The organism is Roseburia sp. AF15-21 (genome assembly GCF_003479505.1).
GTDB lineage: Bacteria > Bacillota > Clostridia > Lachnospirales > Lachnospiraceae > Roseburia_C > Roseburia_C amylophila.
Map to the genome: position 1 here is coordinate 94,616 of NZ_QUHG01000009.1, position 15,305 is coordinate 109,920.

The 15,305-nt window shown below is 40.4% G+C and carries 12 protein-coding genes; all 12 read left to right on the forward strand.

Going from position 1 to position 15,305, the window contains the following annotated elements; translation table 11 throughout:
• The first annotated feature begins 8 nt into the window (after positions 1-8).
• Complete coding sequence (locus DWW33_RS12220; protein ID WP_118639613.1) at positions 9-2,744, forward strand: GH36-type glycosyl hydrolase domain-containing protein; 2,736 nt, start codon at positions 9-11, stop codon at positions 2,742-2,744.
• Positions 2,745-2,748: 4 nt separating this feature from the next.
• Positions 2,749-5,043: a hypothetical protein gene (locus tag DWW33_RS12225; protein WP_147404726.1), complete on the forward strand. Its 2,295-nt coding sequence runs from the start codon at positions 2,749-2,751 to the stop codon at positions 5,041-5,043.
• Between the two features lie 215 nt (positions 5,044-5,258).
• Positions 5,259-5,792: a hypothetical protein gene (locus DWW33_RS12230; protein WP_118639615.1), complete on the forward strand. Its 534-nt coding sequence runs from the start codon at positions 5,259-5,261 to the stop codon at positions 5,790-5,792.
• 51 nt (positions 5,793-5,843) lie between these two features.
• Positions 5,844-6,371, forward strand: coding sequence for a hypothetical protein (locus DWW33_RS12235; RefSeq protein ID WP_118639616.1), 528 nt, complete (start codon positions 5,844-5,846; stop codon positions 6,369-6,371).
• A gap of 15 nt (positions 6,372-6,386) precedes the next feature.
• A complete protein-coding gene (locus DWW33_RS12240; RefSeq protein ID WP_330419828.1) occupies positions 6,387-7,745 on the forward strand; it encodes an MATE family efflux transporter in 1,359 nt (452 codons plus the stop codon).
• A 132-nt stretch (positions 7,746-7,877) separates the two neighbouring features.
• Positions 7,878-8,426 carry a stage V sporulation protein T gene (gene spoVT / locus DWW33_RS12245; protein WP_022243657.1) on the forward strand — a complete coding sequence of 183 codons (549 nt, stop codon included), beginning with the start codon at positions 7,878-7,880 and terminating at the stop codon, positions 8,424-8,426.
• Positions 8,427-8,478: 52 nt separating this feature from the next.
• Entirely contained in the window at positions 8,479-10,584 is a 2,106-nt protein-coding gene (locus DWW33_RS12250; RefSeq protein WP_118639617.1) for a transglycosylase domain-containing protein, read from the forward strand.
• 1 nt (position 10,585) lies between these two features.
• Positions 10,586-11,245, forward strand: coding sequence for a hypothetical protein (locus DWW33_RS12255; protein WP_118639618.1), 660 nt, complete (start codon positions 10,586-10,588; stop codon positions 11,243-11,245).
• Positions 11,246-11,388: 143 nt separating this feature from the next.
• Positions 11,389-12,504 carry a class B sortase gene (srtB, locus tag DWW33_RS12260; protein ID WP_118639619.1) on the forward strand — a complete coding sequence of 372 codons (1,116 nt, stop codon included), beginning with the start codon at positions 11,389-11,391 and terminating at the stop codon, positions 12,502-12,504.
• Positions 12,505-12,555: 51 nt separating this feature from the next.
• Positions 12,556-13,812: a leucine-rich repeat domain-containing protein gene (locus DWW33_RS12265; RefSeq protein ID WP_118639620.1), complete on the forward strand. Its 1,257-nt coding sequence runs from the start codon at positions 12,556-12,558 to the stop codon at positions 13,810-13,812.
• A 327-nt stretch (positions 13,813-14,139) separates the two neighbouring features.
• A complete protein-coding gene (gene acpP, locus DWW33_RS12270; protein WP_118639621.1) occupies positions 14,140-14,370 on the forward strand; it encodes an acyl carrier protein in 231 nt (76 codons plus the stop codon).
• Positions 14,371-14,373: 3 nt separating this feature from the next.
• Positions 14,374-15,300 carry an enoyl-[acyl-carrier-protein] reductase FabK gene (gene fabK, locus DWW33_RS12275; RefSeq protein ID WP_118639622.1) on the forward strand — a complete coding sequence of 309 codons (927 nt, stop codon included), beginning with the start codon at positions 14,374-14,376 and terminating at the stop codon, positions 15,298-15,300.
• Positions 15,301-15,305: the final 5 nt, after the last annotated feature.

The following is a 15,305-nucleotide window of genomic DNA, read 5'->3' on the forward strand; positions in this document are numbered from 1 at the left end:
AGTAAAGAATGGAACACGGATTTAAGTGGAATTTTATTGACAAAAAAGGGACTTTTGTTTGTGAAAATGCCCGGGAAGTAAATCAATTATATTTTCCTATATGCAATGAGGCTGGAATGAAAGCATCGGTGACACCCTGCTTAAATGGAGATGCCAAAAAGAATCAAAATGAATTTTTGTATCTGCCAGTTTCAGTAGAGGACTTACATAATAATCGTTCTGGAAGAAATTTCTGGGTTTATACAAAAGAGCAGGGAGCATTTTCTGTGGTGGGAAATTCTGCAAGACAGAGAGCGGAGCATTGCTTTAAAGATGAAGAAAAATGGAATAAAATAGAGTGCGGTTTGCTATATCACAGCTTGTATTATGCAATCCCTGAATTGAAATTAAACTGTATTTTTACAACGTTTTGTCCGGCAAATGAGGATGTAGTAGAAATTAACAGGGTTATTCTGGAAAATTACGGGTCAGAAATTCTGGAATTTGTGCCAACAGCGGCATTCCCTATTTTTGGACGATCGGCAGATAATTTAAGAGATCATAGACATGCAACATCACTGATGCAGAGGATAACATTGGAAGAAAACGGGATTGTTGTAAAGCCAACGATACACCATGATGAAAGAGGTCATGAACCGAATGATACAAGTTATTTTGTATATGGATCAGATGAAAGCGGGCAGGCAGCAGTAGAAATGTTCCCTACAGTAGAGGAGTTTATTGGAAAGGGAGGAACATTAGACTGGCCTGGAACAGTAGTAGAAAATAGTATACCAGAACATGATATGACATATCGGAAAGATGGTATGGAATGCATTGGCGCAATGCGTTTTGCAAAGGTACGGTTAGCACCAGGCGAAAAAAAAGAATATATTATCTGCGCTGGAATTACTGAAAAAGAAAATTTTAACAAGGAGTTTGAAAAGTATAACAGTAAAGAAAAGGTTGAAGCTGCGTGGAAACAAAATGAAGAGCATTGGAATGGAGAAGCTGACAAGATAAAATTTCAAGGCAATTCAGATAAGTTTGATGGCTGGTTAAGGTGGGTAAGTATACAGCCTGTTTTAAGAAAAATATATGGTTGTTCATTTCTTCCATATCATGATTATGGAAGAGGTGGTCGCGGGTGGAGAGATTTGTGGCAGGATTATCTGACATTATTATTACAAAATCCAATGCGGGTTCGAAGTGTTTTTGTTCATAACATGAAAGGTGTCAGACTGGATGGAAGTAATGCAACTATTATTTTGGACGGTGAGGGCAATTTTCAGGCAGACAGAAACAAAATATCCAGAGTTTGGATGGATCATGGTGTCTGGCCATTATTTACATTGTTGTTATATATGAATCAAACTGGAGATATTTCTATTTTAGATGAAGAAGTGTCTTACTGGAAAGATGCACAAATTGAAAGAGCGAAAAGGATTGACACAAATTGGAAAAAAGAAGATGGAAATAGTCAAAAGACAAAGGATGGTGAATGTTATACCGGAACAATATTAGAGCATTTACTTTTAGAAAATCTAATTTGCAGCTTAAATATTGGAGAACACGGGAATATAAAGCTTGAAGATGGAGATTGGAATGATCAGTTGGATATGGCTCCGGATAAAGGGGAAACAATACCATTTACGGCTTTTTATGGAAAAAATATATGTGATATAGCAGATTTACTTGAGATTCAAATAGAGAAAGAAGACCGAAAAACGATTTCTGTATTTGAAGAAATGGAAGTACTGCTTGAGGGATTAAAGGAAAAGGAACCCCAAAAAGAAGTGGAAGTATTAAAGAAATATTATAAACACATAAGATTTGGAATAAGCGGGAAAAAGAAAAAAATACCGGTTTTAGAATTAAAAGATATGTTGCGCTGGAAAGGAAAACAATTATTGCAGCAGGTCCGAGAAAATGAATGGATTGAATTATCATCAAAAGAAGGCTTTTTTAATGGTTATTATAACAATGATGGAAATGCAGTTGATGGAATTCTTGGAGATGGAAAATTGCGATTTGGATTGACAGCCCAGACCTTTTCTATTATGTCAGGGGCGGCAACGGATGAACAGGTTCAAAAAACAATCCATGCTGTAAATAATTATCTTCCAGATAAAAATACCGGAGGAATCAGGCTGACGTTACCATTGGGAGATAATACCTGGAATTTTGGAAGAGGATTTGCACTTATTTATGGAGAAAAAGAAAATGGTGGCATGTTTAGCCATATGACAACTATGTATGCTTATGCGTTATATAGCAGAGGGTATGCAAGGGAAGGTTATCAGATTATAAAATCTATTTATGAACTTTCTACAAATACACAAATAGCACAAATATATCCTGGTGTGCCGGAGTATATCAGTAGCAGAGGAAGGGGAATGTATTCCTATGTTACTGGTGCAGGAAGCTGGACAATTTTTCTGATGCTGACACAGGTATATGGCATACGTGGGCAACTTGGAGACTTATTAATTGAACCAAAACTAGTAAAGGAGCAGTATGATTCCGGTGAAGTTTTAACAGTAGACACATTATTTGCGGAAAAAGAAGTATGTGTTTCTTTTTATAACAGAAAACATTTGGATTATGGAGAATATCAGTTGGGTGAACTTAGCATAAATGGAGAAGTATGGAAGAATCAGATAAATAGTACCTCTGTTGTGATACATCAGGCTGAACTGGAAGAAAAGCTTATAGCAGGTAGAAAAAATCAAATTTGTATCGAATTAGTGGAAAGGAAGGGATGATGTGATGGAACTTAAATTTCCGGTGGGATTAGAAAAAAATGAAGTTTTAATAGAAAGGGACGGAATAAAAATAGAAGTACCGTGGCCGGTTCAGATTCAGATTTTAAAGGAAAGAAACAAGAAAGCAAAGTATGATGTAATAAGAAATGAAAAAAACATTTATATTGCAGAAGCAGACGTAGAAGTAAATAAAGAAAATAGATTTCATATTACTGATATGTGGGAACAAAATACAAATAATATAAAATTGAGCAGAAAGGTGGCCTGCATTTCAGCAGAAAAAGAGACTGCTATCCGGATATCTACGGAATTCCATTGTAAATCAAAACATGCAAAAAATTTTGACGATTATCAATTTGTAATACCGGGAGCTTTTTATAATAAGAATGATACAGACCAGAATGGACAGGATGATTATCTTGGAACTTTCGAGCAGGATTATAAGGATGATAGAAATCCAAATTTGTCAGTGACAGGATTTGCAAAAAATGACAAGCAATTTATTTCACTAATTCGGGCAGATATTCCAAAGGTGGATACTACAATAACCAGAAAACAGATAGCGGAAAGGCATTTTGTTCATAATACAGATATTGGATCCCTGGGAATTGCACCGTCTGCAAATAGAATGGAAGAATTTTTGTTACGTTGTGATTATCCATTTTATGAAAGAAATTCATTTTGCTTAAATGTAGATGGATCGGAGTGGGCTGCATATCGAAAGATAAAACAGGGAGAAGAATTGGAAGTTTCATATATCCTGCAGTTTGGAGAAGCTGAAAATCTGACAGAAGCATCGTGGAAGACGAGCGTATTTCAGATGGAACGAATTCTTAATGATGATATCAGGCATCCATTTAGTTTAGAAGAAACAATACCATACAGAAGAGACTTATTACACAATAGTTTTAGAGATTTTCCGGAAAAGAAAAATCATCCTTGTGGTTATGTGTGTCATTTCTCGCCGAGAGAAAATTATGGAAATCAGAACGTACTGGAATATGGATTTTCCGGAAATCAGACTATGGTTTGCTATGAAATGCTTCGGGCTGCAGAAGAAACAGGAAAGGAAGAATATAGGGAAAGGGCATTAAAAACAATACAATTTTTTGTGGAACACTGTATTGCAGAAAGTGGTTTGCCGAATGCGATGTACAGTGTAGAAAAAGAAGAATTTGTTTATTGGTGGACTGGCGTATTAATGCCATTTCAGTATTCGGAAAACAGGGAAGAATTAGAAAAATTTCTGGGCAATCAGGTCGTAGGTGCAATGATGGGAATTGCAGAAAAATTAAAAGGAACAAAAGGAAATTATTGCCGGACTATGACGGAGGCTATGTATTATTTAATGCTCTGTTTTCTTGAGGAAAAGGAAAATGGAACATTACATAAAGACTGGCTGGATGTAGTGGTTGCATTTTGTGATAAAATGATTGAAATTCAGAATACAGATGGCTCCTGGTATCGGGCATATACGATGGAAGGTACTCCAATGACATATCCGGAAGAATGGTTTGGAAGTAATGTGATAGAGCAGGGGTCAGGAACAATTTTTCCGGGAGAAGTATTAGCATTAGTACATGAATACACCGGTAATGAGAAATATAGAAGTGCATTGTGTAAAGCTGCTGATTTTATTATGGAACATTATGTAGAAGATGTTTTATATCTGGGAGGATTAAATGATACAACACATAAAAAGTCTGTAAAGATAGATGCTGTTGGAGTAATGTATAATATGCGGACATTGTTGTTGGCATATGAAACTACCAAAAAAGAACGATATGTGTATGGCGCAAAATCGGCAGCACAGATTCTTGCATCATGGACTTATCTTTGGGATATTCCGTTTGATGAAAATACACTTCTTGGAAAGAATGATTTTGGAACAACTGGCTGGGCAGGGTGTGATGTTATTCCGGGATGTAGCTATGTGGACGATGAATTTGTAGAATTCGTACCAGATTTAATGCGAATTGCAGAGTATAGCGGGAATAAAAAACTGGCTATATTGGGAAAAATTGTAACATTAGGAATGCAGCACGGTTTATCTATGCCACAAAGAATGTATGGATATACAATGCCTGGAATTCAGTGTGAAGGATTTCTGACATCCTTATGGCTTTCTGATACAGATGATTTGGAATTTTCGGGAGCTGTAGCAAAAAATAAAGGAGATGATAATGATACTTGTAATGGACTGATAAATGGTCAGGCACTTTACAATCTCGATTCATTAAAAAGAAGATATCACACATTAGAGTTTGATAAAATAATTGAGCAGATATTTGCCGAGTAAAGTTATAATGCCTCATAGACATTTTATGCGTCTATGAGGCATTTTCTATAGAAGTTGGTATCGTGCCGATTAGTATCAGCAGTGCTCCCGGAATTTCAAAAGGAGTCAGAGTTTCGTGCAAAAGCAGAACAGCAAAGATAACAACCGATAGTGTTTGACAGAATAAGCAGTGTTCATTACAATGTTTTTAGAAAAAAAGAAATGGGGGAACAGAGATGTTAGAATGTGAAATTGAAATCGGAAAAGAAGAGCGGGATGCGCTGCTTGAAATTGCTTTGAATTCGAAGGAGTATCGAAAGAAAAGAAAAGTGGAAGCAATAAAATTTTCAATTCTGATTGTAGCTTGTATTTTGATTATAATATGGAGAGTAACAAATAGCGATACAAGGCTTGTTGTACTTTGCTCACTCCTGGCTGCATATAGTCTTTTTATGATATGCGGAGGAAGCAAGCTGATGCAGAAGACGGTATTAAAGAAATCTGTTACAGCAATGGATAAAGAACTAAAATCCGGTTATCGGAAGTATACTTTCAGTGAAGATGGAATTCTTTTAAAATCAGAAGTTTCAGAAGGAAATACTGCATGGACACTTTATAAGGATTGGGAAATCTATGGAAATTACATCTGCATCAGGAATCTGTCGAATGAAAATGTTCTTGTAAAACAGGATAAATTGTCGGCAGAAGAAAGGACATGGCTGATTGATTTACTGACCCGTCATCTGGGAAAAGCAGTAAATGAGAAATGAATGGAAAGAAAATAAATAAAAAATAGACGAAAAGAAAATGGGGGAACAGAGATGTTAGAATATGAAATTGAAATCGGAAAAGAAGAGCAGGATGCGCTGCTTGAAATAACTTTGCAATCGGATGGATACCGGAAGAGAAGAAAAGTGGTAACGATTACTTCTGTGATTATGTGCATAATCTGTCTGCCGTCCGGAATGTTAAGCTTTATGCTTGGCAGGGCAGAAATGGGTTCACTTTTTATGATTCTTTGGGCAGCTTTTCTATATTTTGCATGCGGCGGGAAAAAGGTACAGCAGAGAGCAAGACTTAAGAGATTTTATGCAAATGCACAGAAGGCACTGGTAAGTGGTCACCGCAAGTATATTTTCAGTGAAGAAAGCATCAGCATAAAATCAGAAATAGCGGAGGGTGTGAATCTGTGGACTGCCTATAAGGACTGGGGATTCTATGAAAATTATATTTATATCAGAAATCTGTCCAATCAGGTGATTCTGGTAAGACAGAGTGAGCTGTCAGCAGAAGACCATGCATGGCTGGTGGATTTGCTGACCCGTCATCTGGGCACAGCGCTGGCTTAGAGGAAGCAGAATGAAATGATGGAACGGAATCTTACTACAGGAAGTGTATTTAAAAATGTAATTATATTTTCGCTGCCATACCTTTTATCTTATTTTTTACAGACATTGTATGGAATGGCAGATTTATTTATCATCGGGCAGTTTGAAGGAGTTGCCAGCACTACGGCGGTATCCATTGGCTCACAGGTCATGCATATGATAACAGTTATGCTGGTGGGACTTGCCATGGGAACAACGGTCAGCATCGGACAGGCGATTGGAAGCAAAGATAAGAAACGGGTGGCAGAAGGAATTGGAAACACGGTAATCCTATTTATGGGAGTTGCCCTTGTGCTGATGACTGTGCTGCTTTTGCTGACAAAACTAATTGTAACAGTAATGTCTACACCACAGGAAGCAGTAATGGGAACGATATCCTATCTTACCATCTGCTTTATCGGGATTCCTTTTATTACAGCATATAATATTATCAGTGCAATTTTCCGTGGCATGGGTGACAGCAAGAGTCCGATGTACTTTATTGCCATTGCATGTGCAGCAAATATTGTCTTGGATTATGTATTTATCGGCGGTCTGCATCTTGGACCGGCAGGTGCAGCTCTTGGAACTACCTGCGCTCAGGTCATCAGTGTAATGATTTCCCTCGTTATGATTATAAGACAGCGGGAGAAATTTTCTCTTAGCAGAAAAGATTTCAGACCGAACCGAAATGTAATGGGACAGATTTTAAAAATCGGTATTCCTATTGCATTGCAGGACGGTTTCATCCAGGTGGCATTTATGATTATCACCATCATTGCGAACCAGCGTGGATTAAATGATGCAGCGGCTGTGGGAATCGTGGAAAAGATAATAAGCTTCCTGTTCCTGATTCCGTCCTCCATGTTATCAACTGTATCTGCACTTGGTGCACAGAATATCGGAGCGGGAAAGAGGCAGCGTGCCAATGAAACACTGCGCTATGCTGTGATGATTACAGTGGGCTTTGGAATTATCGTAGGAATCTTCATGCAGTTCTTCGCCAGTCCGGTGGTGGCGTTATTTACAGATGCATCGGATGCATCGGGAGCGGAAGTGGTACGTCTGGGAGGTCAATACTTAAGGGGATATGTCTGGGATTGCATGTTCGCAGGAATTCATTTCAGCTTCAGCGGATATTTCTGTGCCTGCGGCAAATCCGGCATCTCATTTTTACATAATATCATTGCAATTACACTGGTAAGAATTCCGGGCGTTTATCTGACTTCGACTTTATTCCCGGATACCTTATTCCCGATGGGGCTGGCAACGGCAGCAGGCTCCCTGCTTTCCGCAATCATCTGTGTTGTTGCATTTACAATCTTAAACCGGAAGGAAAAAATGAAAAAAGATTGATTTTGGCTAATAAAAACACCAGTGATTTAAAAATGTAAATACGAGGAAGGCTTGCATAATTCCTCCTGTTTTCCACATACTACCCATACAGCACAAAAATGGAAAGTATGTAGGAAACAGGAGGATTTTTTAATGAAAGCAACAGGAATTGTACGTAGAATAGATGATTTGGGGAGAGTTGTAGTGCCAAAGGAAATCCGCAGGACGCTGCGAATCCGGGAAGGTGACCCACTGGAAATTTTTACAGACCGGGAAGGTGAGATTATTCTTAAGAAATATTCTCCCATTGGAGAACTGAGCCAGTTTGCCGGACAGTATGCGGAGAGCCTGGCACAGAGCACCGGGCATCTGGTATGTATTACCGACAGGGACCATGTGATTGCGGCTGCAGGAAACGGAAAGAAGGAATTCGAAGGAAAGCCAATCAGCAGGCAGTTAGAGGAACTGATCGAAGACCGGAAAAATATTCTTGCACAGCAGGGAGACAGCAAATTTGTACGAATTACCTTAGATGATACCGGGAACTATCATGACCAGGCAATCAGCACGATTATCTGTGAAGGAGATGCCATCGGAGCAGTTGTTTTATATGAGAAAAATGAAACTGCAAAAATGGGAGAAACCGAAAGCAAGCTTGCTATTACAGCGGCGGGATTTTTAGGAAGACAAATGGAACAGTAGCCTTGTAACTTTTTATGGAACAGTGTAAAATAGAGCAATATGGAGGAATCCCATGTCCCATAAAGAGAAGAAAAAAAGAAAAAAGAAATACCGTGGTTTCTGGCTTTTTGTAAAGCTGCAGATAGTTCTGATACTTCTGGTAATCGGCGGGCTGGCGTATTACTATTTTGGCGGGTATGCCAGTCAGGTCAGTGCCATGCATGAAGAGGCAGTCCGGTTTGTAAAAGAGTCGACGAAGGACACATTTCGGGCGGAGCAGACCAGCCAGGTTTATGATGTGAATGGAACGAGAATCATGTCACTTCGTGGCACCAAGGATGTAAGCTATCTGACCAGTGATGAGATACCGGAAGAAGTCAAAGAAGCTATGGTCAGTATTGAAGATAAAAAATTTTACAGTCATGGCGGAATCGATTTTAAGGCAATTATCCGTGCAGTCTGGGCAATGGTGCGTAACGGAGAAGTAACCCAGGGCGGAAGTACCATTACGCAGCAGCTTGCAAGAACCATTTTCCTAAATAATGACAGAACGTGGCAGCGAAAAATGGAAGAAATATTCATTGCCACAGAGCTGGAAAAGAAATATACCAAGGATGAAATCTTAGAGTTTTATCTTAATAATATTTATTTTGGAAATGGATATTATGGCATTCAGGCGGCGAGCCGGGGATATTTTGATACAGATGTTTCATTTTTGTCATTGTCCCAGATGGCATATCTTTGTGCGATACCGAATAATCCGACGATGTATAATCCTTATAAGAACCCGGATAATACGTTAGGAAGACGTGACCGCATTTTAAAAAACATGTATGAGGATGGCAAAATCAGCCGCAGGGAATATAAGGATGCCAGACAGGAAACGATTGTACTCAGCACAGCAGAGCCAACAAAGCGTTATGATGCGGTAGAGACCTATGCCTGCTATTGTGCAACACGGGCATTGATGGAGCAGCAGGGCTTTGAATTCCGGACAGATTTTTCTTCGGAGGAAGATCGAAAGACCTATGAAGATGCCTATCAGGAGCAGTATAAAACCTGCGAACAGTCTCTTTATACAGGAGGTTATAGAATCTATACTTCCATTGATTTAAATATGGAAGAGCAGCTTCAGAATGCAGTGGATGAGAAGCTGCAGGATTTTACCGATGTCAATGAAGAGGGCATTTATACATTGCAGAGTGCGGCAGTATGCCTTGACAATGAGACTGGTTTTGTAAAGGCAGTCGTAGGCGGCAGAAGTCAGGAATATGACGGGCATATGCTAAACCGCGCCTATCAGAGTTACCGGCAGCCGGGTAGTGCCATCAAACCGTTGATTGTATACACACCGGCGCTGGAGCGGGGCTATACCCCGGATACTGTGGTGGAAGATGCACCGATTGAGGATGGACCGGAAAATGCCAGTGGCAGGTATCTTGGCAGCGTAACCTTGCGTTATGCAGTAGAAAATTCCATTAATACAGTGGCGTGGAATCTTTTAGAAGAGATGACTCCCACTACAGGAATTTCCTATCTGAAGGAGATGAATTTTGCAAAGCTGTCCCCGGAGGATGAAAGACCGGCGGCATCCCTGGGTGGATTTACCAATGGAGTCTCTCCGGTAGAAATGGCGGCGGCTTATGCCACCATAGAAAATGATGGAAAATACCGGGAGCCTACCTGCATTGTAGAGATACAGGATGCAGACGGAAATGCTATCTATCAGAAAATTGTCGATGAAAAGCAGGTTTATAAAACCAATGCAGCCCGTTGGATGACCAATATATTAGAGGGTGTTCTGACACAAGGAACAGCAAAGGGACTGGCATTGTCCGAGACTGCCAGTGCAGCGAAAACAGGAACCACCAATTCCAATAAGGATGGCTGGTTTGTAGGCTATACAAAGTATTACACCACCAGCGTCTGGGTTGGATATGATATTCCGGCAGAACTTCCAGGACTGACAGGAGCCAGCTATCCGGGAGAAATCTGGTATGATTATATGGAAAATTTACATAAAGAATTACCGTATGCAGATTTTGTGGCACCTCTTGGTACAGGCGATGTTGCGGAGAGTGACACAGATGTGACAGAGGGTAATGCAGCAGAGAATGATACCGTAGAGAATGACACTACAGGAGATAATACAGCTCCGGCAGAGGAAGAAAGGCAATAATATGGAAAAGAAAGCAGATTTAAAGACAATGACCTGGAAACAGCGAATCGGATTTGTCTGGGACTATTACAGGCTTGTAATACTGGCAGTAGTTGCAGTGATTATTTTGATTGGTATGACGTTACATCATTATATGACCACAAAGGAAGACGTTTCCCAGATTGTATTGGTAAATGCAAAGAGTATGCCGGCAGATGAAGAACCGGATTTCTCAGAATTCATGGAGCAATATGGATATGATACAGCAACCCAGGAGGTTGTGGTAAATGATGCATATTATGTGGATTTAACCAGCACCGATACCAGTAATCTCTATTCCTATCAGTCCCTGCAGACAGTGATTGCAGGCGGTGGAGTAGATGTTTTGGGCGCCGATGAAATGGTCTTTGAAAATCTTGCCCAGTCCGGTGCCATAGCAGATTTGACACAGTATTTTTCCAAAGACGAGCTAGAACAGTTAAAGGATTACATCTTCTATGTAGAGGATAAGGACACCGGAGATACTTTTGCAGCAGGCATCCGTCTGGGAGCCGGAAGCTGGCCGGTTGAACACGGTTATTATGAAAAGGAATGTATTCTTGGAATTGCCCTTGGCTCCGAACATAAGGAAGCAGCGGAGCAGATGTTCCGTTATTTGCTGGAAAAATCTAATTTAGACTAAAGAAAGCGCAAGATATAGACGATATAAAAATAAGAAATGGTACATTGTGTATATCTTGCGGAAAAATCTTGCGAAAGATGACAAAATGACCTATAATAAAACTACCTGGACCATGAGAAGATAAGGCAGATGAATCATAAATTATGGATGAAAAGATTTATAAAATAGGCGATTATGAATTCGAAACCTTAAGGGAATACAGGCAGGCGCAGGAAGATTTAAAGAAAATCAAGTATATTACCGATGAACTGGATATTTATGATCCGGAAGTGGCAATCCGGTTATATACCATGATGCGCACGAAGAAAATCCGTTTTAAAAGTGAAATCGGAAAATCGTTCTTCTGGTGCATTTCAGATATTGTTGCGGATAGTTCGCAGAACATGATAGAAGAAAAAATTGCCAAGGAAGAAGCGGAAGCAGAAGCAAAGCTGCCATTTCATTTTACCTGGCAGAAGGTGGTTGGCATCGTATGCATCATTGTTGCGACAGCCTGTATCGGATATTATGCGATTTCGGAATATGCGGATTATAAAGCTGCTAACAGGCTTAAGGATTTACAGAATAAGAAACAGAATAATGTAGTAGAGCACCTTGTAACAGGAACGGAGCAGATGAATCCGGAAATCACAGAAGGTGCAACCGAAACAGGAGAGACAACAGAGCAGCCGCTGATTATGTTAGAGGATTATGTTTCCCTGTATGCGGAAAATCCGGAATTAATCGGATGGTTACATATTCCGGATACGGATATTGATTATCCAGTCATGCAGTCTTCACAGGAAGAACCGGATTATTATCTGAAACATGATTTTGATAAAAATGACGACCTGAATGGCACCCTTTTTATCGATGCCAGAAATGATTACATAAACAGGGATACCAATATCATCATTTACGGACATAATATGAAAAGCGGAATGATGTTTGGCGAATTAAAGAAATATCTGGACGAAGATTTTTACAATGCCCATAAGACGATAGAGTTTAATACTCTTTATGAAAGAGGAGTCTATGAGGTCATTGAAGTGGGATTATCAGAGGTTCAGTATCAGGATGAAAATGTATTCCGGTATTATAATTTTCTGAATGCAGATTCCGAAGAAGAATATCAGGAATATTTAAATAATGTGGCACAGCTTTCTGTATATGGCACAGAGATAGACAGTGCTTATGGAGACCAGCTGCTGACTCTTTCTACCTGCAATAATTACACACAGGACGGAAGAATGTTTATACTGGCAAAGCGTGTGCAGTAAGTAGATAAGAAGTATAATGTATCAAGCAGATAAAGCTAGGAGAGATGAGAGATGCAGATATTGAAAAAAGGATTTTCTATTTTTACAGCAGTATGTTTGCTGCTGGCAGTGATGCCGGGACAGACCGTCCGGGCAGACGAGACAACAGATGAAAATGGATTTACAGTAGATGACAGTGGAACACTGGTTGCCTACAGCGGAGCCGGTGGAGCAATTACAATTCCAGAGTCGGTATCTACAATTGCAAGTGGTGTATTTGCATCAAATGCATCCATTACAAGTGTAACGATTCCATCTTATGTGACTGGAATGGGAACCGCAGTTTTCTATAACTGTACAAGCCTTGGTTCTGTCAACATAGAAGGAGATATCGGTTCTATTCCGGCAGAGACATTTTATAACTGTACAAGCCTTACCAGTGTATCTATTGGAACTTCAATTTCATCCATTGGTTCCCAGGCATTTGCAGAGTGCAGTTCATTATCCCAGTTTACAATTCCGGAATCCGTAGGAAGCATCGGGGATAAAGCATTCTATGATTGTACTTCTTTAACCGGAATTACAATTCCGGCTGGCGTTTCCAGCATCGGAAGCAACGTATTTACCGGCTGCAGCAGACTGGCATCCATCAGTGTTGCATCAGGAAATAGTACATATGCATCCAGTGATGGATGTCTATATAACAAAGCAATGACCAGGTTAATCCGTTGCCCGGAGGGAAAATCCGGTGCAAAAATTGCGACCAGTACTGCAACCATCGGAGCAGGTGCTTTTGCAAACTGCAAGTCGGTTACTTCACTGACAGTTCCGGATTCTGTTAATACTATTGAAACAGATGCGTTCAGCGGCAGCAGTATCAGCACAATTTTGATTCCGGCAAGTGTAACGTCAATCGGAAGCCAGAGCAGCTGGAGTCCATCCACAATTTCCGGTTATTCAGGAACACAGGCACAGGTATATGCAACCGGAAATGGAATCAGTTTCCAGAGCCTTGGAGGGGAGAATCCACAGCCGACTCCGGATAATGGAAATAATTCCAATAGCAATGGTTCAACAGATACTTCCAACAGCAACAACGGAAGTGGTTCCGCTACTACAGTAACCGGTGGCGGCACAGCAGTGACCGGCGGAAATGTGATTGGCGCTACCAAGAACAGCAATTCCGGCAAGACAGTAACTTCAGGCAGCCATGAGAAGGACAGCACACCGAAGACAGGTGACGGTATCAATCCGGTATTCTTCTTATGCATCGGAGTATTATTAGTAGGTGTTTACTTTGTAGTATCAAATCGTAAGAAAGCTGCATAAGTGATAAAAAATAAAAGAAGTAACTAACATAAGACAGTGAAAGAACAGAAAAGTTCCGACACTGTCTTTTTTACTTTACAGGAAATTGCTTTCCTGTAAAGTAAAAAACGCTCCGCGAGGATGCGCACTGGGCGTATAAGGTAGATGTCGCAAGCGACCGCCGCAGGCGCGGGAATGTGCCAAGGCACATTCTTTGTTGCTTGAGTAAAAATATAGTTGACAACAGAAATGCTTATGTATATACTTTGAGTTGCAAATAATTTGATAATCAAAATATTTGCAACTCAAAGTATTATCAAAGAAAAGACAAAAAAGGAGAACAAAATAATGTTAGAGAAATTAGCAGAATTAATCAAAGAGCAGTTAAACTATGATGGAGAGGTAAAAGCAGAATCCAATTTCAAGGATGATTTAGGAGCAGATTCTTTAGACTTGTTTGAACTGGTTATGAGCATGGAGGAGGAATTCGGTGTAGAGATTCCATCAGAAGATTTAGAGAAAATCGCAACTGTAGGAGATGTTATTGACTACTTAAAAGAAAAGGGCGTTGAGGAATAAAAGATGAAAACAAGAATCACAGAACTGTTAGGAATAGAAGAGCCTGTTATCCAGGGCGGAATGGCATGGGTTGCAGAATATCATCTGGCTGCTGCAGTATCTGAAGCAGGTGGACTTGGTATTATCGGTGCAGCCAGTGCTCCACCTGAAGTGGTTCGGGAGCAGATTCGCAAGGTGAAGGAACGCACCAGCAGACCATTTGGTGTAAACGTCATGTTGATGAATCCGAATGCACCGGAAGTAGCAAGGGTGATAGTTGAGGAGCAGGTTCCGGTTGTTACAACAGGAGCCGGAAATCCAGCCAAATTCATGAGTCTCTGGAAAGAAGCAGGTGTTAAAGTGATTCCGGTAGTAGCAAGTGTAGCTATGGCAAAACTTATGGTCCGCGGTGGCGCAGATGCTGTTGTGGCAGAGGGAATGGAATCCGGTGGCCATATCGGTTCCACTACAACCATGGCATTGGTGCCGCAGGTGGCAGATGCCATTGATGCACCGGTGATTGCAGCCGGAGGAATTGCAGATGGAAGAGGAATGGCTGCAGCATTTATGCTGGGTGCAGAAGCAGTTCAGATGGGAACAAGATTTGTGGCAGCCAAAGAATCTATCGTACATGCAAACTACAAAGAAAAACTGATAAAATCCAAAGACATTGATTCTGAAATAACAGGTTCCAGTACCGGACATCCAATCCGTGTCATCCGTAATAAGATGAGCCGTGAGTATCTGAAGATGGAAAAAGAAGGCGCAACATTAGATGAATTAGAACAGCTTACCCTTGGTTCCCTCCGCAAAGCAGTGATGGACGGCGATGTGGTAAATGGAAGTCTGATGGCAGGTCAGATTGCCGGAATGATACAGGATGAATTGTCCTGTAAGGAAATTATTACTTCTATCGTATCAGAAGCAGAACGTCTGATGAATCGGAAATAAGGAGA

Coding starts and splice junctions, on each gene's coding strand:
- DWW33_RS12220 (WP_118639613.1), top strand. CDS start 9: ATGGAACACGGATTTAAGTGGAATTTTATTGACAAAAAAGGGACTTTT.
- DWW33_RS12225 (WP_147404726.1), top strand. CDS start 2,749: ATGGAACTTAAATTTCCGGTGGGATTAGAAAAAAATGAAGTTTTAATA.
- DWW33_RS12230 (WP_118639615.1), top strand. CDS start 5,259: ATGTTAGAATGTGAAATTGAAATCGGAAAAGAAGAGCGGGATGCGCTG.
- DWW33_RS12235 (WP_118639616.1), top strand. CDS start 5,844: ATGTTAGAATATGAAATTGAAATCGGAAAAGAAGAGCAGGATGCGCTG.
- DWW33_RS12240 (WP_330419828.1), top strand. CDS start 6,387: ATGATGGAACGGAATCTTACTACAGGAAGTGTATTTAAAAATGTAATT.
- spoVT (WP_022243657.1), top strand. CDS start 7,878: ATGAAAGCAACAGGAATTGTACGTAGAATAGATGATTTGGGGAGAGTT.
- DWW33_RS12250 (WP_118639617.1), top strand. CDS start 8,479: ATGTCCCATAAAGAGAAGAAAAAAAGAAAAAAGAAATACCGTGGTTTC.
- DWW33_RS12255 (WP_118639618.1), top strand. CDS start 10,586: ATGGAAAAGAAAGCAGATTTAAAGACAATGACCTGGAAACAGCGAATC.
- srtB (WP_118639619.1), top strand. CDS start 11,389: ATGGATGAAAAGATTTATAAAATAGGCGATTATGAATTCGAAACCTTA.
- DWW33_RS12265 (WP_118639620.1), top strand. CDS start 12,556: ATGCAGATATTGAAAAAAGGATTTTCTATTTTTACAGCAGTATGTTTG.
- acpP (WP_118639621.1), top strand. CDS start 14,140: ATGTTAGAGAAATTAGCAGAATTAATCAAAGAGCAGTTAAACTATGAT.
- fabK (WP_118639622.1), top strand. CDS start 14,374: ATGAAAACAAGAATCACAGAACTGTTAGGAATAGAAGAGCCTGTTATC.